Origin of the sequence: Paenibacillus sp. FSL M7-0802 (assembly GCF_038004945.1) — a bacterium.
Classification (GTDB): Bacteria; Bacillota; Bacilli; order Paenibacillales; family Paenibacillaceae; genus Paenibacillus; species Paenibacillus polymyxa_B.
This window is the reverse complement of sequence record NZ_JBBOSD010000001.1, coordinates 366,613-387,198: the sequence shown is the minus strand read 5'-3', so window position 1 is coordinate 387,198 and position 20,586 is coordinate 366,613. Positions and strand designations below refer to the sequence as shown.

Here is a 20,586-nt window from a genome sequence, read left to right as displayed (position 1 = left end):
GTGGTTCTTTTTTTTCACTCGTCTTGTATGCCATCATTATAGGGGGAGGCGATGAAGAATGTTCCAGGATTTCAAGCTCGTAAGTGACCGCCCGGTCTCGATACAAGTAAAAGAATACGTCAATCGTTTAATTATAAAAGGGGCGCTTCAGGCGGATCAGAAGCTGCCTTCCACACGAGAAATGAGCGTTCTGCTTAAGGTGAGCCGCAATACAGTCATTGCAGCCTATGAAGGCTTGGAGGATGACGGATTTACGTATGCGATTCCCGGAAAGGGGAGTTATGTGGCCGCCATGGTGGGCCAGTCGGCCGTAGATAACGGAGGATCTGACGGTTCTGCCACCTGGGAGGTCGACTGGAAGGCAAGAATGAACGAGTATGCTGTATCGGCTGTTGATCTGGATATGATGAAGCAGGGCATTCGTGCCCAAAAGGGAACTATCTCGTTCACAAGCATCGCTCCGGATGAGCAGCTGTTTGATCTGGGGGATGTAAGGCGAGCTTTTATGGATCGGATGGCAATCGAAGGGCAGGTGCTGCTCAACTACGGCTATGCCAAGGGCTACAAGCCGCTGATTGATTACCTGATGCATTATATGGAGAACAAAGGCGTCGATATAATTGGCAAGGATATGCTGATTACAGGCGGGTTTACAGAAGGCTTTGACATTGTGCTGTCGGCTTTACGCCCTTCTGCACGCCGTGGAGCGGCAATTTGTGAAAATCCGACCCATCACACAGCGATCAAAAATTTGAAGTTGCAAGGATTTGAGATTACCGGCATTCCGATGAAGTGTGACGGTATTGATGTAGAGCGGCTAGAGGAGGTATTACAGACCAATAGCTTCGATTTGGCCTATTTGACTCCTTCCTATCATAATCCGACAGGCATCGTCATGTCGCCAGCAAAGCGTAGCGCTGTTATGAAATTAATGATGCGCTATCAGATTCCGGTGATCGAGGATGGATTCAATGAGGAGCTACGCTACTCGGGAGCGCATGTTGCGCCCTTAATAGCGACAGCAGGCCAAGGGAACGGAGTAATCTATATTGGCAGCTTTTCCAAGGTGCTGTTCCCTGGCTTGCGTGTAGGCTGGGTGCTTGGAGACCGAGCACTGATTGACACTCTGGAAAGCATTAAGCGTGCGCGCACCATTCATACCTCAACAATCGATCAATCGATTTTATACCAATATATGCTTAACGGAAATTTCGATAAACATGTAAAAAAAGCACGTACAGAGTATAAGCGCAAATATGAGCTGACAAAGGCATGCTGTGAAGCACATCTTCCTGAGGCGCATGTGTCAGGTGACGGGGGCTTGCATTTGTTCCTTACCTTCCCGACAGGCGTAAATACACGCCAGCTGCTAGAAGCTTGCACAGAACAGGGCGTCATTTTCACACCGGGAGACAAGTTTTTTATTCAAGAAGGCGAAGGGACGAATACATTGCGGCTTGGGTTTTCACGAGTAACAGATGAAAATATCGAACGGGGTATTCAAATAATCGGTCAACAGACGCGTAACTTTCTTAAGGCATAAGGATTAAGAAAAGAGCTATAGAGACGGAATATTGTTCTGAAGAAGCACTAGCGATCGGATGAACATCCGTAGCCACATAAAGATTTTGAAGAAAAATGAGGTGTCATGATGAAAATTGGCGTTATTATGGGCGGTATTTCCTCTGAGCGTGAGATTTCTCTGCAGACAGGTCAAGAGATGATCAATCATTTGGATCGCAGCCGTTATGAAGTGGTTCCAATGGTGATCGAGCAGCGAGCGGATTTAATCGCGCAGGTCCAGCAGACAGGCATTGATATCGCGCTGTTGGCACTGCATGGTCAGTATGGCGAGGACGGCACGGTGCAGGGAGCGCTGGAGACGCTGGGCATTCCCTACACAGGCAGCGGTGTCCTGGCAAGCAGCTTATGCATGAATAAGCAGTTGTCCAAGATGCTGTTGAAGGCAGCGGGTGTGCATACGCCTTCAGGCCTTTACTGGCAGGGGATGGACGATTATGATCCGCAGGTGGTGGAGCGTTTGGGCTACCCGGTTATTGTGAAGCCGAATACGGGGGGATCCAGCATCGGCATCCAGCTTGTACAAAATGAGAAGGAACTGCTGTCGGCTGTTCAGGGGGCTTGCAGCTTGGATCAAGCGATCTTGATTGAGTCCTATTATGAAGGGACGGAGATTACCTGCTCCATCGTAGATGGCGAGGTATTACCAATTATTAGCATTAGCTCCGCTCGTTCGAAGTGGTTCGACTACAAAGCAAAATATGAGGTCGGCGGTGCTGAGGAGAAGGTGGTCGAGCTTCCCACCGTTATTGAACAGCGTGTGCGCGAGGCGGCACTGGCCAGCTACCGGCTGCTGCAATGTAAGGTCTATGCAAGGGTCGATATGATTTTGTGTCAGGATAGACCTTACGTGCTGGAAGTGAACACATTACCGGGAATGACCGCCAACAGCCTGCTTCCGAAGAGTGCGGCAGCTGCGGGTATAACCTTTACACAGCTACTGGACCATATTATTGCCAGCTCGCTCCATGAGCGGAAACAGGAATGGGGGATGGCGTAATATGTTTAGTGAAAAGGGGACAGGGCGGTTTGTATCCTCGCGTGTACGGGATATTCGGCCATCGGGAATTCGCGCTTTTTTTGATCTGAATGCAGCAGGCGGAGGTACAATCGCCCTTGGGGTCGGAGAGCCTGATTTCGTTACACCGGAAAAGGTACGTGAAGCTTGCATTCAGGCATTGCGTGAAGGACAGACGAAATATACTTCGAATGCCGGCTTGATGGAGCTGCGGGAGGAGATCTCGGCTTATTTTTCCAGCAGCTTCGCGCTTTCCTATGACCCTGAGCAGGAAATCATTGTGACGGTGGGGAGCAGTGAAGCCGTCGACCTGGCGCTGCGAGCAGTGATCGATCCGGGTGACGAGGTGCTGATTCCAGCACCAAGCTATATTGCCTATGAACCCATTACCCATCTGCATGGCGGTAAAATTGTAGAGGTGGCGGCTACGGCAGAGGAGCAATTCAAGCTGACCCCGCAAGCGCTGCAAGCGGCAATTACACCTCATTCAAAGGTTTTAATGATCAATTATCCCTGTAATCCGACTGGAACAGTTATGACGGAGCAGGATTGGCTGCCGATGACAGAGCTCATTATCAAACATAATCTGGTCGTCATTTCGGATGAAGTGTATGCCGAACTGACTTACGGGAGAAAGCATGTCAGTATCGCCTCTTTGCCGGGCATGAAGGAGCGTACGATTGTCATCAGTGGTTTTTCCAAAGCATTTGCGATGACAGGCTGGCGGGTAGGCTATGCGTGCGGTCCGCATGAGCTGATTGCCGGCATGCTGAAAATCCACCAGTACACAGCCATGTGTGCGCCCACCATTGCACAGATTGCCGCGCTGGAATCATTGCGCCATGGCTTGGCTGCCAAGGATGAGATGATGGCGAGCTACAATGAACGTCGCAAGCTATTTGTGGCCGGCTTGAATGCAATCGGGCTTGCTTGTCATGAGCCTGAGGGGGCTTTCTATGCCTTCCCTTCAATTACTTCTACTGGCATGTCATCTGAGCAGTTTGCACTTCGTATGCTGAAGGAAGCAAAGGTGGCGGTCGTACCAGGACATGTATTCGGATCAGGCGGAGAGGGCTTTATTCGCTGCTCATATGCAGCCTCGCTCGTCGATTTGGAGAAGGCGCTGGAACGGATGGGAAGGTTTATGCAGGTAATGCAGCCGGTATGATGAACAGGATTAATAACTCAACTTTTGCCGAACGTTTTCATAAAATATTTTACAAATACCTTTATGATTTTCGAAAATATAAAGGTATTTTTCTGATCAATGTAGTCGATATTTCCGGATGTATTTACCCAAAGCCAGAACGTTCAGCTTTGGTGTTAACTGGTGGGACCCTGCTTTTAAAAGCGCTATCGATGAATTAAATATATTCGAATGTGCGCTTACTCCTTCACAGGTGGCAGAACTGGCAGAGGTGAAATAAGTCCAGGCAGGTATTTGTTGCTAAGCCAAAAAGCGAGTCTGTCCAGGTGCGAATGTGAAGCTCACATGAATTCTCCGAGAGATTCGCACCTCAGATTTTGTCGAATTATATCGAATATGAACAAGTTTTAAACGATCGCAAGAGGATGAGGTAATATTAGATGCGTTTTTGCCAAAATAACGCTAGAATGGTACTTAAATAGGGGGCATTTGACCCATTTTCGCTGTCGCACTCTATATGAGTGCGTGGATTGAAATTTCCTGGATGTGAATGTCCATTTAATGCGTCCAAAGGGAGTCGCACTCTATATGAGTGCGTGGATTGAAATTTTGCGAAACAAGCCCTTTTTGATGGTACGTTCAGAGTCGCACTCTATATGAGTGCGTGGATTGAAATTGAAAAATTCGTCCAGGGTGTCCGTGGTCTGGACGTCGCACTCTATATGAGTGCGTGGATTGAAATACAGATGGAAGTTATGTAGTGATCAGAAAGAAGATGTCGCACTCTATATGAGTGCGTGGATTGAAATACGAACAGCGTTCTCGCTCATGCCTTCGGTGTTGAGTCGCATTCTATATGAGTGCGTGGATTGAAATCTTCAACGACAAAAAAGGCTCATACCGAATAATTGTCGCACTCTATATGAGTGTGTGGATTGAAATGTTTCTCTGCCATCTCTGCTTTTAAGAGTTTCGGTCGCACTCTATATGAGTGCGTGGATCATGACGGAGCAGCCGCCACTTGGTCGTACGAGTGGAGAGCGCCTCTTTATCCGAAATCATGAAGGGGTCCGTGAAGTGAGGAGCTGGAGATTTTACGTGGTTTGGAGGGAGACGGCGTTGGTTCAGTACAATTCCGTGTGGGATGATCTGATCTTACAGCAAAAAGATGATTTTTATTTCCATGGACGCCATAAGCGCCCGTCGTTAGATAACGTGAATGCCCTATTATCTTTTGCCTATACACTGTTGTCCAACGATATGAAATCCGCACTGGAAGCTGTCGGTCTGGATGCTTATGTAGGTTTTCTGCATAGAGATCGTCCAGGGCGAGCCTAATTGGCACTGGATGTGATGAAAGAGCTTAGAGGAGTAAATACCGACCGTTTTGTTCTTACATTATTAACAAAAAATGATTCATGGCAAAGGATTTTACAAAAAAGAAAACGAGGCTGTCATGATGGACGATGATACGAGGAAAATCGTATTGAAGGCATGGCAAGAACGGAAACAGGAAAAAATGATTCATCCTTATTTGAATGAGAAAATGTCTTGGGGGCTTGTGTCCTATTCACAGGCTTTGCTCTTGGCTAGATATATTCGGGGAGATCTGGACGAGTACCCTCCATTTTTGTGGAAGTAGGTTGATCTTGTTAATACTAATTACGTATGATGTAAGTACATTAGATAGAGAAGGCAGAAAAAGACTGGAAAAGGTTGTGAAAAGGTGCGTAGATCACGGACAAAGGGTGTAAAATTCCGTGTTTGAGTGCATTTTGGATTCGACCCAGTTCCGCCGTTTAAAATATGAATTAGAAGAATTGATAGACAAAAAAGAAGACAGCCTGCGTTTCTACAACTTTGGAGATAGCTATAAAAAGAAAGTAGAGCATATAGGGGCTAAGGAAGCTTACGATATGGAAAGCCCACTGATTTTATAAGGTGCGAATGTGAAGCTCACATAAAAACCCCGGGTCCTTCGCACCTCGAAATTTGTCGAAAAGTATTAAATTTGCTATTTATCCGTAGAGTCAATAGTTGATCCAAGCTTATTTGACATCAGTTTTTGCGACAATGTGTAGAATTGATATCATTAGGGTATCAATTACTGCATTTTCGCTGTCGCACTCCATGTGAGTGCGTGGATTGAAATTACTGATCGGATACATGAGCGACTACCGCTAAAGTCGCACTCCATGTGAGTGCGTGGATTGAAATCTGACAGATGGAGGTTATATTTCACCGGGTCTATGTCGCACTCCATGTGAGTGCGTGGATTGAAATTTTCGGCAGCGGTAAAGCTCCGATAATTGTTTTGCGTCGCACTCCATGTGAGTGCGTGGATGGTATGAAAAAGAAGGCTTGTTTCGTGGCCTGCCCAGCAGTGAATAGGTGCAAATTTCTTCTTAACGGATTTCTTATTCGACAAATTCCCCCTTACTTTTATGCAACAATTAACTAACATTTACAATGGTTGAAGTATAAATTAAGGTGGGAGTTGCTGCTTATGAGAATTTCCATGAGTAAGTTTTTAAAGCGCTATGCAGCTATTTTGTTGGGCTACGCAATATGTATAGGGTTATTTTACGCTTTGGGATATAAGATGAGCGCAATGGGAATCTATGCAATTTTGACAGGAATTGTGACTGGAGAAATAATCAACTTCGTAATATCAAAGCGAGAGAAATGAACCTAGGTATCCCCTGATTGCATCAACATCAGGGGATTTTTCATGTAATTAAAAGGTCCAACAGAGTTTCTGCATGGGACCTCTATATCATTACTGGTGAGAATCCACATGGGGAAATGAATTAGTCATGTCAACTCTGTGAAACCTTTTACTTGGATCAACCCAATCATTTCAGGATGCCACTCGTCCAACATGTCCCAATATGTGTAAGTTATGCTGAATTTTCGCTATAAACATTAGTTGCATAATATATTGACAGATGGTTAATTATGGAGAAGAATAGAGGGTGATTTTTAAAATAATGGAATTTTTATGTGAAGGGTGGTTATGACTTGAAGCATACACCTACGATTTCAGCGGAGTTTGAGGATTATCTAAAACAAAATGATATGACATTGAGTCAATTTGCCGAATATTCAGGGGTTCATCAAAGAACGCTTAGTAATTGGATTAGTCAGCATCGTCCTGTTTCCGTACAGCAGCTAGACCGAATTACTGCGGCTATGGATTTGCCAGAAGGCTATTTTTATGACCTATACATAGAAAATTACATCATTGACCTTTCCCCGAATTTTAGGCGAATCGAGCCATTATTGTATCGTTGTGCGGAGCTGGACAAGCTGGATGCAATCCGTCGAATGGTTGGACATATCATGGATAATCCGCTGTATGCGTCCAGGCTATTTGATGTTGCAGAAGCATTATTTGAACAGGGACGACATGCTGCTGCGCTGCCTCTTTATGAGAATGTCGCAGAAGTGGAGAAATATCAGCATTCTGAACGCTTGGCCACCTGCCAATATCGTATATTCTCAATTCAAGTTGGAGACGACCAAAGCCGTAATCTCAAGGCAGCAACGCTATTTGAACCCTTCGTGGAACGTCTGGATGAAATAGACCAGCTTGATGCGCTTAAAGATTTGGCGAATGTGTATCGATCTTTGCGCTTATGGGACAGGCTTGATGTGACCGCTCGAAAAATGAGAGATAAAGCGGAAATCCAATATACATTAGAGCATCAGCAGAAAAAACGAAAGCCTGCGGAAATTGAAAAGAGGCTGAGCCGTCCATTGTTTGTGTATATCACCTATTCTGATTTACTGTGTGCCAGTGTATATGAGGCCAAAGGCGATTATGAGCAGGCATTAGAATATACATACGCCTACGCTAATTTAGATTGGGTCAAAGAGACTGACGAGGATACTCTGCATTGGATTAAACAGTTTCAAGATTGGGCCTTATGTAATACTTACGTTAATAAACTACTGTTTGGAGATATAAGCGTGCTTTCGGATTATGTTGAATATATTGCTGTATCAAAAGCCGATAAAGAAATGGTTACTAAACTACTGAATGTAATGTTTGCTGCAAACCGATATCAGTTAAATGTGAATCACGTACTTAAGCGCTTTGAAACCCTTATTGACTTTTTCGTGAAACAGGGGCAGTCATCATCTGACATGTATACTAAACAAGTTATACCTGAACAGTTTGCACGTCTTGGATATGAGTTAGCTTATTATTATTTGTATCAAGGAAAGTATAACGATGGCTTTAAATACTTGATGTATGCAATGCTAAGGTCACATATAATAAATAATGAGACTTATTTTATAAATTGTATGGGTTTGTTTTTACATTTTCGGGAATATGCGGTTCCTGAAACCAAAGCAGGTTTTTTAAATCTTATTGAAAAGGTGTGGTTAGAGAATGTTGAAAAAAATGGTACTGCTGATCATCGCAGCTAGTTTTTTGTTTATTGTTACTGTGCCGGTTCATTCGCATAGTCACATCCAACTTAATGACCAAGTCGGAGGAGCCTAAAGGTAATTGGTTAAACTTACTGTTTAACGGGTATTGTTGGTTCCAAAGTTTAACTCTGAACAACTTGAAACCAACTGAAAATAAACATATACCGACAAAAAGTGCCTCTGGAATATTCCAGAAGCACTTTTTTTTGTTAAGCGTATTTTAAAAAAATTCAAAAATTTACGTTTTGCATTAGGATATGACACAGAAGGGGGAATCATGCTGATGAATCCAGGTGTGACTTTACTTCGTGTCGAACGGGCCAGAAAAAGACTGTACCAAGTCCAGAAGAAATACGGATTTTTAACGCATCCCAAAGTGATTGAACAATCCATGAAACTGGATGAACTATTGAATCAATACCAAATATACAAAATGAAATCTTAACAAATGAGTTCATGACATGTTGCTAAAGGAAGAGTGTGAAATCCAATCTCCAATCTCCAAACCCCAATCAAAATTCTAAATCCTATACTTATGAAGAGGTGGTAACGTTGTTGAACAAACGAAATCCTGTAACCCCTTTTGGTTGGAAAATCAAAGAAAAGCTAGTCGAGAGGCAAATGGATCAGAGAACATTTTGTGATACCTACCATATTCCTGCTAGCCGCTTGTCCAATCTCATTCATGGAACACGTAAGGCCAAAAAATATAGAGTGCAAGTATGTCAATTGCTTGGGATCGAAGAATAACCCTCTTTCTCCTTTATGTAAACAGGACATACTAATGATATGTAAGCTACAGTGGCAAAGGGCTCCAGGTTTCTTTAATATAGATTGTACATAGGATGTTTAATACAAGAGTGGAAAGGATCGATGGAAATGTTCTCCAGAATGGCAGAGCAGAAGATTGCTGAGGCGATGGCCAAAGGTGAGTTTGATCATTTACCGGGAGCGGGCAAGCCACTGGTGATCGAGGATTTGTCACATGTTCCAGAGGAGCTGCGGATGTCGTACAAGCTGTTGAAGAATGCAGGCATTTTACCGGAAGAGCTTCAGTTACAAAAGGAATGTGTCCAGTTACGTGATTTGCTTCACGCTTGTCATGAGGCAGGAGAGCAACAACGGATCAGTCGCAGGCTGACTGAAAAATCACTTCGTCTCCGTATGCTGCTGGAGGAAAGAGGGCTAAATACGTCGTCTGTATTTTATGAATATGAGTCCGCTATGCGTAAGCGACTGGAGGAATAGAAGCGAGCGGAGCAAAGGGCGGAATGCCCTTGCCCGTACACTTTGATTTCCGCGCTTTACCTCATTACCGTTGCAGTGCAGATAATCTCATGAGGCATTGTTTCGTCAGGATGACGGGTTCTTTGGGCAGTTTGTCCAAATGAAAGTCATCGATTAAATCCACAGCCTTCACAGGCTCAGGTGAATCCAGCAGCCCGGAAAAATAGGCGAGCCAGCCAATGACTGCTTCCGGTGTGATACCTTGTCGGCGCATAGCTCGGAGTGCTACGCCACCATGTCGTTTGGCCAGCCTTCGCCCATCAGGGCCCAGGACAAGGGGAACGTGTGCGAAACGTGGCGACTGCAACCCCAAAGCTTGGTACAGCAATAGCTGACGGGGAGTCGAATCGAGAAGATCATACCCACGTAGTACGTCGGTCATATACATATCTGCATCATCGACAACGACAGCCAGCTGATAGGAAAACATGCCGTCCGCCCGTTTGACGATAAAATCGCCGCCCTCTGCCGCACCGAAGGTCACATGGCCTGCTACCTGATCATGAAACGAAATAACGGCATCTGGATTTTGCGGTACTTTAAAGCGAAGTGAAGGGAGTTTATGTTGTGCTTTGGCTACGACATCTTGAGAGCTAAGGTTACGACATGCACCTGAATATGCGGGTCCTTCACCAGACAGTCCATGTGGAGCATGGGCGGCAGCCACAATGTCGGCCCGACTACAAAAACAAGGATACAGCAAATCTTGCTCCTGTAGTATCTCCAATGCAGATTGGAAGCGTTCCAGCCGCTGGCTTTGAGTGTAGGGACCGTAGGGACCGCCTACGTCGGGTCCTTCGTCCCATTCCAGCCCGATCCAGCGCAAATCTTCCATAATCCCTTGCGCCAACTGGCTGCGAGCTCGCGTCATATCGATATCTTCCATGCGCAAAATATAGGTTCCACCCAGGGAGCGAACGTGCAGCCAGGATAATAAGGCGGTGCGAGCGTTTCCTAAGTGTATCCATCCCGATGGTGTTGGGGCAAATCGCCCTCTGATGGGTTGGGCCTGCAATTCCATACGAAAGTGACCTCGATTCTATATTCCGTCCTTCAGCAATCCATATCAACCATATTATAAAACGAACTTGCCGCGAGTGCATCTCGACAGGTATAGAAGCTAAACACGAAGCATACATAGCCGCGATGGCCAGACGGGAAATTTAAATATCTGTATAATAGATTTAGAAGAATTATGCACGACAGACCGAAGAGAAGTCCCAGAGTGCAGCTTAACATTTTTAATTCAATATTCAATAATTACAGGTAATGAAAAATTCACAATAATAAAGGAATTAAAACTTAGATTCTACGCATCAAGCGTATCATTGGAGAGATTTCATTGACAGATAAACAACTGCCTATTATGCAAGTGATCCCCGAGCTTAAACATATACTGCAATCCCATTCGGCGGCGGTACTGATTGCACAGCCGGGAGCGGGGAAAACGACGGTAACACCGCTGGAGCTGCTGCATGAGCCGTGGCTGGCAGGGCAAAAGATGATTATGCTGGAGCCGAGGCGTTTGGCAGCACGTGCAGCAGCAGCGCAAATGGCGAAAGCGCTGGGAGAGCCCACCGGGAAGACCGTGGGTTATCGGGTTCGTATGGATACAAAAGTAGGACCAAACACGCGGATTGAAGTGGTTACGGAGGGCGTACTGACCCGGATGCTGCAACATGATCAGGCATTGGAGGGAGTCGGGCTGATTATGTTTGATGAGTTTCATGAACGCAGCCTGCATGCAGACTTGGGATTGGCACTTGCCCTGCAAAGCCAGGCGCTGTTGCGACCGGATTTGAAGATATTGATCATGTCTGCCACCCTGGAGGCAGAGCCTGTATGCAGACTATTAGGGGATGCGCCATTGCTGGAATGTCCAGGCACCGTATTTCCAGTAGAAACCTTTCATATGTCCAAACCTTCATCAATCTCTTTAGAGTCTTTTACGGCTGAGACGGTAGAAAAGGCGCTTGATGTTCATGAAGGCGATCTGTTGGTGTTTTTACCAGGGGCTAGAGAAATTCATAGAACGGAACGAGAATTGGCTTCAAAGCATTTACCAGCACACGTCAAGGTAATTCCGCTGTACGGCAGCATGAAGCTGGAGCAGCAGGATGAGGCAATACGTTCATCGGCTTTGGGCAGTCGAAAAGTGGTATTGGCCACATCGATTGCCGAGTCCAGCTTGACCATCGCCGGGATTACGGTGGTGATCGATAGCGGACTGTCGCGGGAATCGGTGTTTTCCGCGCGAACTGGTATGAGCCGTTTGACCACCGTCAAGGTGTCCAAGGCCTCCGCCGACCAGCGGCGCGGACGGGCGGGCCGTCTCCAGCCGGGCGTATGCTACCGGCTGTGGAGCGCGCAGGAGCATGCGGCGCTCCCCGAGGCCAGTCGCCCGGAAATCGCGGCGGCGGATCTGGCCCCGCTCGCGCTGGAGCTGGCGGCCTGGGGCGTGCGCGAGCCCGCCGAGCTGGCCTGGCTGGATGCCCCGCCTGAGGCCGCGTACCGCCAGGCCACAGGTCTGCTGCACCAGCTCGGCTGCCTGGATGAAGCAGCCGATGGCACTACAGGCGGCATCACCGCGCATGGGCGCGAGGTGTCCGCCCTAGGCACGCACCCGCGCCTTGGGCACATGCTGTTGCGCGCAGCCGCCCTTGGCCTGGCCCCGACTGCCAGCCGTCTGGCTGCGCTGCTGCAAGAGCGGGACCCGTTCCGCGCTCATGGCGGAACGGATTTGCGCCCGCGGCTGGATGCCCTGCGCGAGGCGGCCCATGCCCGCAGTACGCACAGCCTGCTGCGGGCAGCAGACGATACGGTGATTCGCCGTATCGTGCAAGAGAGCCGGCAGCTGCTAGCCACGCTGCCGACAGCAGCCGCAGCGCAGGACGAGCCTGACGGCTCCGCGGCTTGCGGGCTGCTGTTGGCCTTTGCGTACCCGGATCGGATCGCGCAGGGCCGGGGGGATGGCCGCTTTTTGCTTAGCGGCGGTCGGGGGGCGCGACTCCGACAAGTGGAGTGGATGTCGCGTTCGTCCTATCTCGTCGCCGCTGAAGTGGACGACGAGGGAGCAGACGGTGCTATTCAGTTGGCGGCACCAATTGAACTGCAAGAGCTGGTCGAACATTGCAGTGAAATGCTGTTGGAACAAGCTAACGTATACTGGGATAGCTCCGCCTCAGCAGTGAGAGCCCGCAAAGTACTGCGGCTGGGCTCACTTGTCTTAAAGGAAACGTCCTATGAGCGACCTCCGGCAGAGGAAGTAGCTGCTGCCTTGATGCAGGGTGTCCGTGAACGAGGTCTAAAGCTGCTGTCATGGAATCGGCAAACCCTCCAGTTGCAGGCGCGTTTGATTTTTATGCACTTCTCGGCCCCTGAGGACTGGCCGGATTGCACGGAATCGGCATTGCTGGATTCTCTGGAAGCGTGGCTGCTACCTTTTGCTATAGGAGCCAAAAATGTATCCGATCTGCAACGGCTGGACAGTGCTGCATTGCTGCTTGGCAGACTGGATTGGGAACAGCGGCAGCTGCTTGATCAGGAAGCGCCGACGCATATCCGCGTACCCAGCGGTTCCCGCATTCCTGTCGATTATTCAAATCCTGAGGCACCAGCGCTGGCCGTACGACTACAAGAGTTGTTCGGTATGGGGGATACGCCTCGTATTGGACGCGGACGCGTACCCATTGTATTGCATTTACTGTCACCTGCCCAGCGACCTGTCCAAGTGACTTCCGACTTGTCCAGCTTCTGGAGCGAGGCTTATTTTGAGGTCAAAAAGGACCTGAAGGGTAGATATCCCAAGCATTATTGGCCGGATGATCCACTGGAAGCTGTGGCGACCAACAGAGCAAAGCCAAAGCGTTAAATAGAAGCTATTTTATGCTAATCGACTTTTGAATTTTCATAAAATCGTTTAAACGTCATAATGGCGGGGTAATGAAAGACGAACCACTCAACACCAAAATATTGGGAGGTAACTATTATGGCTAATAACTTAAACGATTATAATGAAAAGAAAATTGTTGGTGTTTTTGATACAGAGCAGGAAGCATCTCGTGCGATAGGACAATTGCAGAGCAAAGGAATCCCAAGCAGTGAAATTTCTGTGATCACCCGTGACCGTGACGAGCTAAGGACGATTAGTGAAGAGACAGGCACCAAAGCACCGGAGGGTGTAGCGACAGGGGCGGCTACCGGCGGTATTGTGGGCGGCGTTGCTGGCTTGCTGGCAGGCATCGGGGCCTTGGCTATTCCGGGTATCGGACCGATCCTTGCTGCTGGACCTATCGCGGCTACTCTTACCGGAGCAGCTGTCGGAGCGGGAGCAGGTGGCTTGGTCGGTGGACTGGTCGGGCTAGGCATTCCAGAAGATGATGCACGTCAATACGAGACATACGTCGATCAGGGCAAGATTTTAGTGCTGGTGGATTCTGCTGACCATCACAGGGATGTTTATGATATTTTCCGCACCAACCGTTCGCTGAATGCGGATCGTTACAGAACGTATGATGATACGGTGGCGGATACGCGGACAGATGCGTACACAGATACTAGAAGGAACCTGTAAACAACTAACGGCTAGTTGAGAACGTGATTTAACAGGCTTTCCTATCTCCTTTGTATATAGGTTGTTTCTACAGCAGCAGTCTCCCCGAGAGGGAAGACTGCTGCTTTTACATGTTAGTGAAACATAGAATAAACCTGAGATAAATGATGCTTTGCTTGCTGTTGGCACGTTTATCCTTCTATATATTTTTACAGAATTGTCGTTATAATAGATTTGAGGATTTTGAAAAATCCTGGATTTATAAATTGCTAGATGTAACAGGAGAGTGACATGAGTCAAAAAGAGAGAATTTCCGAAGTCGCTTTGCTAAGAGGGCTGGCTTTTGCCGCCGTTGTTCTTCAGCATTCCGTCGCACATTATGCGGTTGCGCAGGGGGCGCGCATCCAGGACGGGGTTTTGATGACACTTTTACTGCTGTGTTCCAAATTTGCAGTTCCGGTGTTTGTGTTTATCACGGGCATGGTGCTATTTTACAATTATGATGGGGTCTTAAAGTACGGAACGTTTTTACGTAAAAGATTCATGGACATCATCGTTCCGTATATCATATGGTCTCTTTTATACGAATTGGGAAATCAGCTTGCCCAAAGTGGTGGATATATTCACCCGCTGGATTTTTTCCAGAAGCTATTGAACGGGAAAAGCAGCTATCATCTATGGTACATCGTTATGATTATCCAATGTTATGTGTTATTTCCCGTGTTTCGTTATGCGGTCCGTCATTTGTCTGCGCTACTGCCGTCAAAATGGCGACCCGCTGCATTGGCTGGATTCGGCGTGCTATATATTTTGCTCATGTTCGCCGTTGGACCCGTATACCAAGCGATGGATAAGCTCCAGCTTCCGGTCATTACCTCTTGGTTTACCCTGTACGCTGACCGGAATGTGATCTACTTTTTCTTTTATTTTGTGTTAGGAGCGGCAGCCGGGATGAACGTCAAGCGTTGGAATGCTTGGGTAACCAAAGCACAGATGATATACTGGCCGTTGTTTATCGTGATTACAGGCTACTTACTGTATGAGATGATCGGTCAGTTCCAGACGCCGCGAGGTACAGTTCTTTCCTTTAACTATTTGTCTTTGCTGCGTCCGGTCATGGCTGTATATTGCGTCGCGTCTATTTTTGTAGCTTATCGGGTAGCGACGTGGATTGCTCATAAGGGGGGACGTGCGGCGAGTATGCTGACGGCCATCGGAACGTTGTCCTATGGAGCGTATCTCATGCATGCCTTTATGCTGCGTGTGACCTATTATTTTGACGAGACGTTTTTTGCAGACTGGAGCCACGTTCTTCGTTCGCTGGCTTCGTTCGTTCTCTGTATGATCTTTTCCGTTGCCGGAACATGGCTACTGGCACGCTTGCCTCTGGGCAAATGGATCGTGGGGCTTCGGGTTCGTCCTCGCCCGACTGGAGGTCCGCCAGCCTTACAAAAGCAAGCCTGATTTGATAACCCAATCACATATGTTCACATGAGTATCCCAAAGCCAAGAACTAAGGCCAAGGGATACTTTTCTATATCTACATTTGTTTAATAGTATGCATACTGATAGACTGGATGTTCCTTTACCAGTTAGGTGAAGGAACATCCATATGGGAGGGTCGCAAAATGAGTGGTCCAGATACAAGAAGTGTTTTTCCAATGAAAAATATTAGAAGTCTGTGTTTTTTGAACAATGTAGTGGTTAATCCATATATCGAAATCGGGGATTATACTTATTATGACGATGATGATAACCCTTTGGATTTTGAGAAAAATGTCCTTTATCATTTTGATTTTATAGGGGACAAATTAAAGATTGGTAAGTTTTGCGCGATTGCAGCCAAAACCAAATTTATTATGAATGGTGCTAATCATAATACAAATGCATTTACGACTTTTCCTTTTGGAGCGTTTGGCGGAGATTGGGAAGTTGGTTTACCCAATTTAAGTGGGGGCTACAAAGGGGACACTGTGGTTGGAAATGATGTTTGGATTGGTTACAACGCTACCATTATGCCCGGAGTTCAAATTGGTGATGGCGCGATCATTGCGTCAAATGCCGTGGTGACTAAAGATGTTCGGCCATATTCCATTGTAGGAGGAAATCCCGCGAAGTTAATTCGTTATCGGTTTGATGAGGAAACTATAGCTATGCTCCAAACCCTGAAATGGTGGGACTGGGACATCCAAAAAATAACAGAATATATTCCTGTTTTGACAAGTAACGATACGGAGGCCTTAAAACAATTAATCCAGTCTTCGTAATCTGTAACTCTATTTTTTTAGCTTTAGTTATATTATTTCAACATATGAAAAATTCATAATAGAAAAAACAATAAAATCATTTCTCAGCGCTTCGCACACTACTCTATATCGCCTCATTCTATATCTCTCGCCATCTTAAAACAGGTCACAAGAGATGAAGGGTTCTCATACGCTCTCATATCATCAAAGGAAATAGTGTATGGACGCAGAGTGGTTTATAATGGAAGATAAGGTGCACGAATAAGGTGTGGAGGAGGCTGTGAAATGGCGTTTATGATATCCCAGCGGGCTTTTATCAAAATTTATCTGATCACAATGGTGGAGAGGCATCGCGGTTATGGATATCAGATGCTCGAATCGATGAAGGATGAGTTTAGTGGCTTTGGGTATGTTCCGCCTCAGAGCGAGGTTTACCGGGCGCTGCATGAGCTGGTACAGGAAGGTGTTTTTTACCGTACCAAGCGATTGAAAGGAACAGACCCGCGCGTGGATTTTCAGGAGATTGTACTCTATCACTTTACAGATGATGGGGAGGAGAAAGCCCGATTGTACAAGAAGCAGGTCAAAGCCGATTTGGACCGTTGCTTAGGTATGCTGCATAAAGCGGAACAAGACAACTATTCCTAACCACGAAAGGATGAGAATGATGGGTAGAAAGCTGAAATGGGGAATTTTAGGCACTGCAGAGATCGCCCAAATCGCTGTAATTCCGGCAATTCAGCAATCCGAACGCGGAGAAGTGCTTGGGATTGCTAGTCGTAATGCGGATAAAGCCGCTGAGGCCGCCCGGGAGTTCGATATTCCGAAAAGTTATGGAAGCTATGATGACCTGTTGGCTGATCCCGAAATCGGAGCGGTGTACATTCCGTTGCCGAACCATCTGCATGAAGAGTGGACCATTCGGGCAGCGGAGGCTGGGAAGCACGTTTTGTGTGAAAAACCATCTTCTCTTAGCTCGGCCGGGACAAGCCGCATGATTGAAGCATGTCAACGTGCAGGAGTGATCTTTGCAGAGGCTTTTATGTATCGCTATCATCCCAAACATCGAAGAATTAAGGAAATTATCAATAGTGGGGAAATTGGTGACATTCGCGGCATCCATTGCACGTTTACGTTTAACAATACCGATCAGGCAGATAATGTGCGCTTTAATAAAAACATGGGCGGCGGCTCGCTATATGATGTGGGCGTCTATCCGATATCAGCCGCTCGTATGTATTTGGATCGGGAACCGGAGGCAGTGACGGTACATGCCTTATTTTCCCCGGAGCATGACAACGTCGATATGATGGCTTCCGGTTTGCTGGAATTTCCGGGTGGAGTCAACCTTACTTTCGATTGTGGCATGTGGGCAGCTAATCGTTCCAACATGGAAATTCTCGGTAGCAAGGGTACGATTGCGATGCCCAAAATGTTCGGTTGGGAAAGAACGTCTGTTGTACCGCAAATTTTCGTCCACGTCGGTTCGGTCACGCGTGAGGAACGTCTGAAAGGTTTTAATTCCTTTGAACTGCAAGCGGATGCTTTTGCTAAAGCGGTGCTTGACGGTGTCCCGTTGCCGTATGAGCCAGAAGATGCGGTGAGCAATATGAAGGTAATCGATGCTTGTATTGAGTCAGCTCGCAGTCGGAAACGGATAGAAATTGGATAACGGGATCACTGTATTCCCGTAAAGACATAAAAAGCAGCCTGTCCAAAGGACAAGCTGCTTTTTTAGATGAACGAATACATAAGCATATAGCATTACATATATTCATCATAATCAGTGACATCACGCTTGGCGGCAGTTGCAGGCGAGTTCGATGTACCGTATTTCTCCACGGCGTCCCATGCGCCCGCATCGTCAAATCGTCCTGCATTCCGTTGGCGAACCTCACCTGCACCCTTGGGCGGCGGAGTCATGACCTGTTCCTCTACAGGACGGTCATTCGATAATTCTCGAGTTGGCGTGTGCTCGACTGTATAGGCTGTATATGGAATGGCTTGCAACCGTTCAAAAGGAATTTCTTCCCCGCTCTCCACACATATTCCGTACGTCCCATCCTTCATCCGTTGAAGGGCTGCATTGACTTGCTCCAGCTCGTCTTGCAGCGAATCATTAATCGCCAGATCACGGGACCGTTCAAAGGTTTCTGTCCCTATATCAGCGGGGTGGTTGTCATAGGACGAGAGCTCACCTGTGGAATCTGTCAGTGTTTCTCCCAATTGAGCGTTTTCCTGACCGTTTTGTTCAAAATGCTTTTCTAAATCCTTTTTCTGCTCCAGCAACATATGTTTCAGCTCTGCAAGCTGCGAATCGTTCAAATGGTTCATAATCATCTCTCCCCTTCGTGGTCTGTATAAGTGACACGTATGCTCTTTTATACCCGTTCATAGGGCCGGGCAATCAGCAGAGACTTTTATTCCCAGCCTAGAATGTGATATAAAAAGAATAGTGTGTTAAGGAGGGAATAACCGATGGATGAACATATGAAGCGTCGTCTGGATAAACAAAAGCAGTTGTTTAAACAACTGGGCATTCAGCTGGACGCGCTCTCCATTCATGAGAAACAGTTTAAGAATAAAATGCGCGGCTATGATCCGGACGAGGTGGATGCCTTTCTGGATGAAGTGATCAAGGATTATGAACGCTTTTATGCGAATATAGCCGACCTGATGGACAAGTGGCAGGAGCAGCAGGCAACCATACGTGATTTGAAAAATGCACCCAAGCCTGCGGCCGACCTTAATGGACTGGACCGTCGTCAACTGGAGGATATCGTTAAGCAGTTGGAATATAGTGTACGCCAATTAAAAGTGCGAGTACGTCCTGAAAATGACTATTTTCCGGAGTAAGGTGCAGTAAGCACTGTGTTGGTGCCTCTATTGTGGTATGATGGAAACAAGCATTTTTCCAAACATTTAATGAGGCACACACATAAAGGTGGTTAACATGAGTACCCATTTTTCCGTTAGTATCCATTGTCTGCTTCTTCTGGCTGAAGGGGCACCGGAGCGAATGACATCGTCACTTATTGCTTCCAGCATCAATACAAACCCAGTAGTTGTGAGAAGGATTATGAGCCGACTCAAGCAAGCGGGTTTGGTGGATTCGTCGCCTGGAGCACGCGGCTTTCGTCTAAGCATGTCCAGTTCAAACATCAATCTGAAAATGATCTATGAGGCGACCAAGGATGAAGGTCCGTTGTTCGCCATCCATACCGACAGCAATCATAATTGTGAGGTAGGCAGGAACATAGACGCATTATTGGATGGTTTATATACCGTGGCAGAGCAGAAAATACAGGCGTTTTTCGAGACCGTTACGCTGCGAGATCTGGAGCAGGCACTTCAGCAGCGCGTGGGGCAACAAAGTTCATCCGTGTAAAGACGCTGGTAAGGAGAATTTATATGAAAATCATCGTACTTTCAGACACTCATATGCCGCATAGAAGCAAAGCGTTGCCTAGTCGGCTTGTACAGGAGTTAAAAGGCAGTGACCTCATTCTCCATGCCGGAGACTGGACGGATTGGTTCGTATATGAATGTCTAGCTGAATTTGCGCCTGTGCAAGGCATTGCCGGAAACAATGATGGAATGGACATCGTGGAGCGTTTAGGCTATCAGCGAATCGTTGAAGTTGAAGGCAAGCGGATCGGTATGGTTCACGGTCACGGCTGGCGAGGAACGACAGAAAATATCGCATTGAATACGTTTAAGGGAGAAACGCTGGATTGCCTGATTTATGGACATTCGCATATTCCGGTGGTCAAAACGATTGACGGTCAGCTTGTCCTTAATCCAGGGTCTCCGACGGACAAACGTGGCGAAGACGAATATTCATTTATCGTGCTGACGATTGAAGCTGGTCAGATGGAAGCACAGCTTGTTCTTTATCCAGATAAACATTGATTTAAAACCAACAACTGTTGATTAAAGGGGAAGCTATGGCCATTTTTGAATTAGAACCGATGAAGCATCATGTGTTGATCTGCAATGGAGGCACATGTATGCGACATGAGGGTGAAGAAGTTACACAGGCAATTCGGGATGAAATTCGTAAACAAAATGCAGAAGCATATATTCACACGACCAGAACTCGCTGTAATGGGCGTTGTCATGATGCTGCGGTTGTGATCGTATATCCTCAAGGGGACTGGTATGGTCAAATGACCCCCGACTCGGGGACTCAACTGGTGCAGAAGCTCGTAACGGGAGAGAAGCTGGAACCTCATCTTTTTCATGAGTGTACAGGTAAATCCAGCTCGGAATAATCCAATCAACCATCTATAAGAACATGAGTAGAGAAAATCTT

General features: G+C 46.9%; 20 protein-coding genes, 2 pseudogenes and 1 CRISPR repeat array. Of the genes and pseudogenes, 20 read left to right on the top strand and 2 right to left on the bottom strand.

Going from position 1 to position 20,586, the window contains the following annotated elements:
* Positions 1-58: 58 nt before the first annotated feature.
* The 10 genes and pseudogenes from MHB54_RS02065 to MHB54_RS02020 all read left to right on the top strand — a co-directional run bounded on the left by MHB54_RS02065 (position 59) and on the right by MHB54_RS02020 (position 9,434).
* Positions 59-1,543: an aminotransferase-like domain-containing protein gene (locus MHB54_RS02065; protein WP_254348142.1), complete on the top strand. Its 1,485-nt coding sequence runs from the start codon at positions 59-61 to the stop codon at positions 1,541-1,543.
* A 108-nt stretch (positions 1,544-1,651) separates the two neighbouring features.
* Complete coding sequence (locus MHB54_RS02060; RefSeq protein WP_254348143.1) at positions 1,652-2,581, top strand: D-alanine--D-alanine ligase; 930 nt, start codon at positions 1,652-1,654, stop codon at positions 2,579-2,581.
* Between the two features lies 1 nt (position 2,582).
* Positions 2,583-3,767: an aminotransferase class I/II-fold pyridoxal phosphate-dependent enzyme gene (locus tag MHB54_RS02055; protein ID WP_264453870.1), complete on the top strand. Its 1,185-nt coding sequence runs from the start codon at positions 2,583-2,585 to the stop codon at positions 3,765-3,767.
* 484 nt (positions 3,768-4,251) lie between these two features.
* Positions 4,252-4,688: a CRISPR direct-repeat array (repeat unit 32 nt).
* A gap of 137 nt (positions 4,689-4,825) precedes the next feature.
* A pseudogene (gene cas1, locus MHB54_RS02050) lies at positions 4,826-5,388 on the top strand (CRISPR-associated endonuclease Cas1); the annotation flags it as partial.
* 7 nt (positions 5,389-5,395) lie between these two features.
* Positions 5,396-5,686, top strand: a pseudogene (gene cas2 / locus MHB54_RS02045) (CRISPR-associated endonuclease Cas2).
* 566 nt (positions 5,687-6,252) lie between these two features.
* Entirely contained in the window at positions 6,253-6,435 is a 183-nt protein-coding gene (locus tag MHB54_RS02040; protein WP_034095018.1) for a hypothetical protein, read from the top strand.
* 332 nt (positions 6,436-6,767) lie between these two features.
* Positions 6,768-8,183, top strand: a complete 1,416-nt coding sequence (locus tag MHB54_RS02035; RefSeq protein ID WP_071558835.1) for a helix-turn-helix domain-containing protein — start codon at positions 6,768-6,770, stop codon at positions 8,181-8,183.
* A gap of 280 nt (positions 8,184-8,463) precedes the next feature.
* Positions 8,464-8,631 (top strand): aspartyl-phosphate phosphatase Spo0E family protein, encoded by a 168-nt coding sequence (locus MHB54_RS02030; protein WP_071558834.1) that lies wholly within the window; start codon positions 8,464-8,466, stop codon positions 8,629-8,631.
* Between the two features lie 110 nt (positions 8,632-8,741).
* Positions 8,742-8,936, top strand: a complete 195-nt coding sequence (locus MHB54_RS02025) for a Rha family transcriptional regulator (RefSeq protein ID WP_053326560.1) — start codon at positions 8,742-8,744, stop codon at positions 8,934-8,936.
* Positions 8,937-9,059: 123 nt separating this feature from the next.
* On the top strand, positions 9,060-9,434 hold the full coding sequence (locus tag MHB54_RS02020) for a DnaJ family domain-containing protein (RefSeq protein WP_053325287.1): 375 nt from the start codon (positions 9,060-9,062) through the stop codon (positions 9,432-9,434).
* A 64-nt stretch (positions 9,435-9,498) separates the two neighbouring features.
* Here MHB54_RS02020 and gluQRS read toward each other — a convergent pair whose 3' ends face one another.
* The gene (gluQRS, locus tag MHB54_RS02015) at positions 9,499-10,494 is read right to left on the bottom strand and encodes a tRNA glutamyl-Q(34) synthetase GluQRS (protein ID WP_023988291.1); all 996 of its coding nucleotides are present in this window, start codon (positions 10,492-10,494) and stop codon (positions 9,499-9,501) included.
* Positions 10,495-10,815: 321 nt separating this feature from the next.
* Between gluQRS and hrpB the strand changes: the two genes are divergently transcribed.
* The 6 genes from hrpB to MHB54_RS01985 all read left to right on the top strand — a co-directional run bounded on the left by hrpB (position 10,816) and on the right by MHB54_RS01985 (position 17,943).
* On the top strand, positions 10,816-13,344 hold the full coding sequence (gene hrpB, locus MHB54_RS02010) for an ATP-dependent helicase HrpB (RefSeq protein WP_340981378.1): 2,529 nt from the start codon (positions 10,816-10,818) through the stop codon (positions 13,342-13,344).
* 117 nt (positions 13,345-13,461) lie between these two features.
* The gene (locus MHB54_RS02005) at positions 13,462-14,046 is read left to right on the top strand and encodes a general stress protein (protein WP_028542417.1); all 585 of its coding nucleotides are present in this window, start codon (positions 13,462-13,464) and stop codon (positions 14,044-14,046) included.
* A 270-nt stretch (positions 14,047-14,316) separates the two neighbouring features.
* Positions 14,317-15,489: an acyltransferase gene (locus MHB54_RS02000; protein ID WP_076294863.1), complete on the top strand. Its 1,173-nt coding sequence runs from the start codon at positions 14,317-14,319 to the stop codon at positions 15,487-15,489.
* 164 nt (positions 15,490-15,653) lie between these two features.
* Positions 15,654-16,292: a CatB-related O-acetyltransferase gene (locus MHB54_RS01995; protein WP_340981377.1), complete on the top strand. Its 639-nt coding sequence runs from the start codon at positions 15,654-15,656 to the stop codon at positions 16,290-16,292.
* A gap of 264 nt (positions 16,293-16,556) precedes the next feature.
* A complete protein-coding gene (locus MHB54_RS01990; RefSeq protein WP_013310011.1) occupies positions 16,557-16,919 on the top strand; it encodes a helix-turn-helix transcriptional regulator in 363 nt (120 codons plus the stop codon).
* A gap of 19 nt (positions 16,920-16,938) precedes the next feature.
* Positions 16,939-17,943, top strand: a complete 1,005-nt coding sequence (locus MHB54_RS01985; protein WP_023988295.1) for a Gfo/Idh/MocA family protein — start codon at positions 16,939-16,941, stop codon at positions 17,941-17,943.
* Positions 17,944-18,035: 92 nt separating this feature from the next.
* Here MHB54_RS01985 and MHB54_RS01980 read toward each other — a convergent pair whose 3' ends face one another.
* A complete protein-coding gene (locus MHB54_RS01980) occupies positions 18,036-18,605 on the bottom strand; it encodes a TraR/DksA C4-type zinc finger protein (RefSeq protein WP_340981376.1) in 570 nt (189 codons plus the stop codon).
* 144 nt (positions 18,606-18,749) lie between these two features.
* Between MHB54_RS01980 and MHB54_RS01975 the strand changes: the two genes are divergently transcribed.
* The 4 genes from MHB54_RS01975 to MHB54_RS01960 all read left to right on the top strand — a co-directional run bounded on the left by MHB54_RS01975 (position 18,750) and on the right by MHB54_RS01960 (position 20,545).
* Complete coding sequence (locus MHB54_RS01975) at positions 18,750-19,127, top strand: DivIVA domain-containing protein (protein ID WP_023988297.1); 378 nt, start codon at positions 18,750-18,752, stop codon at positions 19,125-19,127.
* A 97-nt stretch (positions 19,128-19,224) separates the two neighbouring features.
* A complete protein-coding gene (locus MHB54_RS01970; RefSeq protein ID WP_013310015.1) occupies positions 19,225-19,659 on the top strand; it encodes an Rrf2 family transcriptional regulator in 435 nt (144 codons plus the stop codon).
* A 23-nt stretch (positions 19,660-19,682) separates the two neighbouring features.
* The gene (locus MHB54_RS01965; RefSeq protein ID WP_023988298.1) at positions 19,683-20,183 is read left to right on the top strand and encodes a metallophosphoesterase family protein; all 501 of its coding nucleotides are present in this window, start codon (positions 19,683-19,685) and stop codon (positions 20,181-20,183) included.
* 35 nt (positions 20,184-20,218) lie between these two features.
* Positions 20,219-20,545, top strand: coding sequence for a (2Fe-2S) ferredoxin domain-containing protein (locus MHB54_RS01960; RefSeq protein ID WP_023988299.1), 327 nt, complete (start codon positions 20,219-20,221; stop codon positions 20,543-20,545).
* Positions 20,546-20,586: the final 41 nt, after the last annotated feature.

Coding starts and splice junctions, on each gene's coding strand:
- MHB54_RS02055 (WP_264453870.1), top strand. CDS start 2,583: ATGTTTAGTGAAAAGGGGACAGGGCGGTTTGTATCCTCGCGTGTACGG.
- MHB54_RS02020 (WP_053325287.1), top strand. CDS start 9,060: ATGGAAATGTTCTCCAGAATGGCAGAGCAGAAGATTGCTGAGGCGATG.
- MHB54_RS02030 (WP_071558834.1), top strand. CDS start 8,464: ATGCTGATGAATCCAGGTGTGACTTTACTTCGTGTCGAACGGGCCAGA.
- MHB54_RS02040 (WP_034095018.1), top strand. CDS start 6,253: ATGAGAATTTCCATGAGTAAGTTTTTAAAGCGCTATGCAGCTATTTTG.
- MHB54_RS01995 (WP_340981377.1), top strand. CDS start 15,654: ATGAGTGGTCCAGATACAAGAAGTGTTTTTCCAATGAAAAATATTAGA.
- MHB54_RS02065 (WP_254348142.1), top strand. CDS start 59: ATGTTCCAGGATTTCAAGCTCGTAAGTGACCGCCCGGTCTCGATACAA.
- MHB54_RS02005 (WP_028542417.1), top strand. CDS start 13,462: ATGGCTAATAACTTAAACGATTATAATGAAAAGAAAATTGTTGGTGTT.
- MHB54_RS01975 (WP_023988297.1), top strand. CDS start 18,750: ATGGATGAACATATGAAGCGTCGTCTGGATAAACAAAAGCAGTTGTTT.
- MHB54_RS01965 (WP_023988298.1), top strand. CDS start 19,683: ATGAAAATCATCGTACTTTCAGACACTCATATGCCGCATAGAAGCAAA.
- MHB54_RS01980 (WP_340981376.1), bottom strand. CDS start 18,605: ATGAACCATTTGAACGATTCGCAGCTTGCAGAGCTGAAACATATGTTG.
- MHB54_RS01985 (WP_023988295.1), top strand. CDS start 16,939: ATGGGTAGAAAGCTGAAATGGGGAATTTTAGGCACTGCAGAGATCGCC.
- MHB54_RS01990 (WP_013310011.1), top strand. CDS start 16,557: ATGGCGTTTATGATATCCCAGCGGGCTTTTATCAAAATTTATCTGATC.
- MHB54_RS01960 (WP_023988299.1), top strand. CDS start 20,219: ATGGCCATTTTTGAATTAGAACCGATGAAGCATCATGTGTTGATCTGC.
- MHB54_RS02060 (WP_254348143.1), top strand. CDS start 1,652: ATGAAAATTGGCGTTATTATGGGCGGTATTTCCTCTGAGCGTGAGATT.
- MHB54_RS01970 (WP_013310015.1), top strand. CDS start 19,225: ATGAGTACCCATTTTTCCGTTAGTATCCATTGTCTGCTTCTTCTGGCT.
- gluQRS (WP_023988291.1), bottom strand. CDS start 10,494: ATGGAATTGCAGGCCCAACCCATCAGAGGGCGATTTGCCCCAACACCA.
- MHB54_RS02000 (WP_076294863.1), top strand. CDS start 14,317: ATGAGTCAAAAAGAGAGAATTTCCGAAGTCGCTTTGCTAAGAGGGCTG.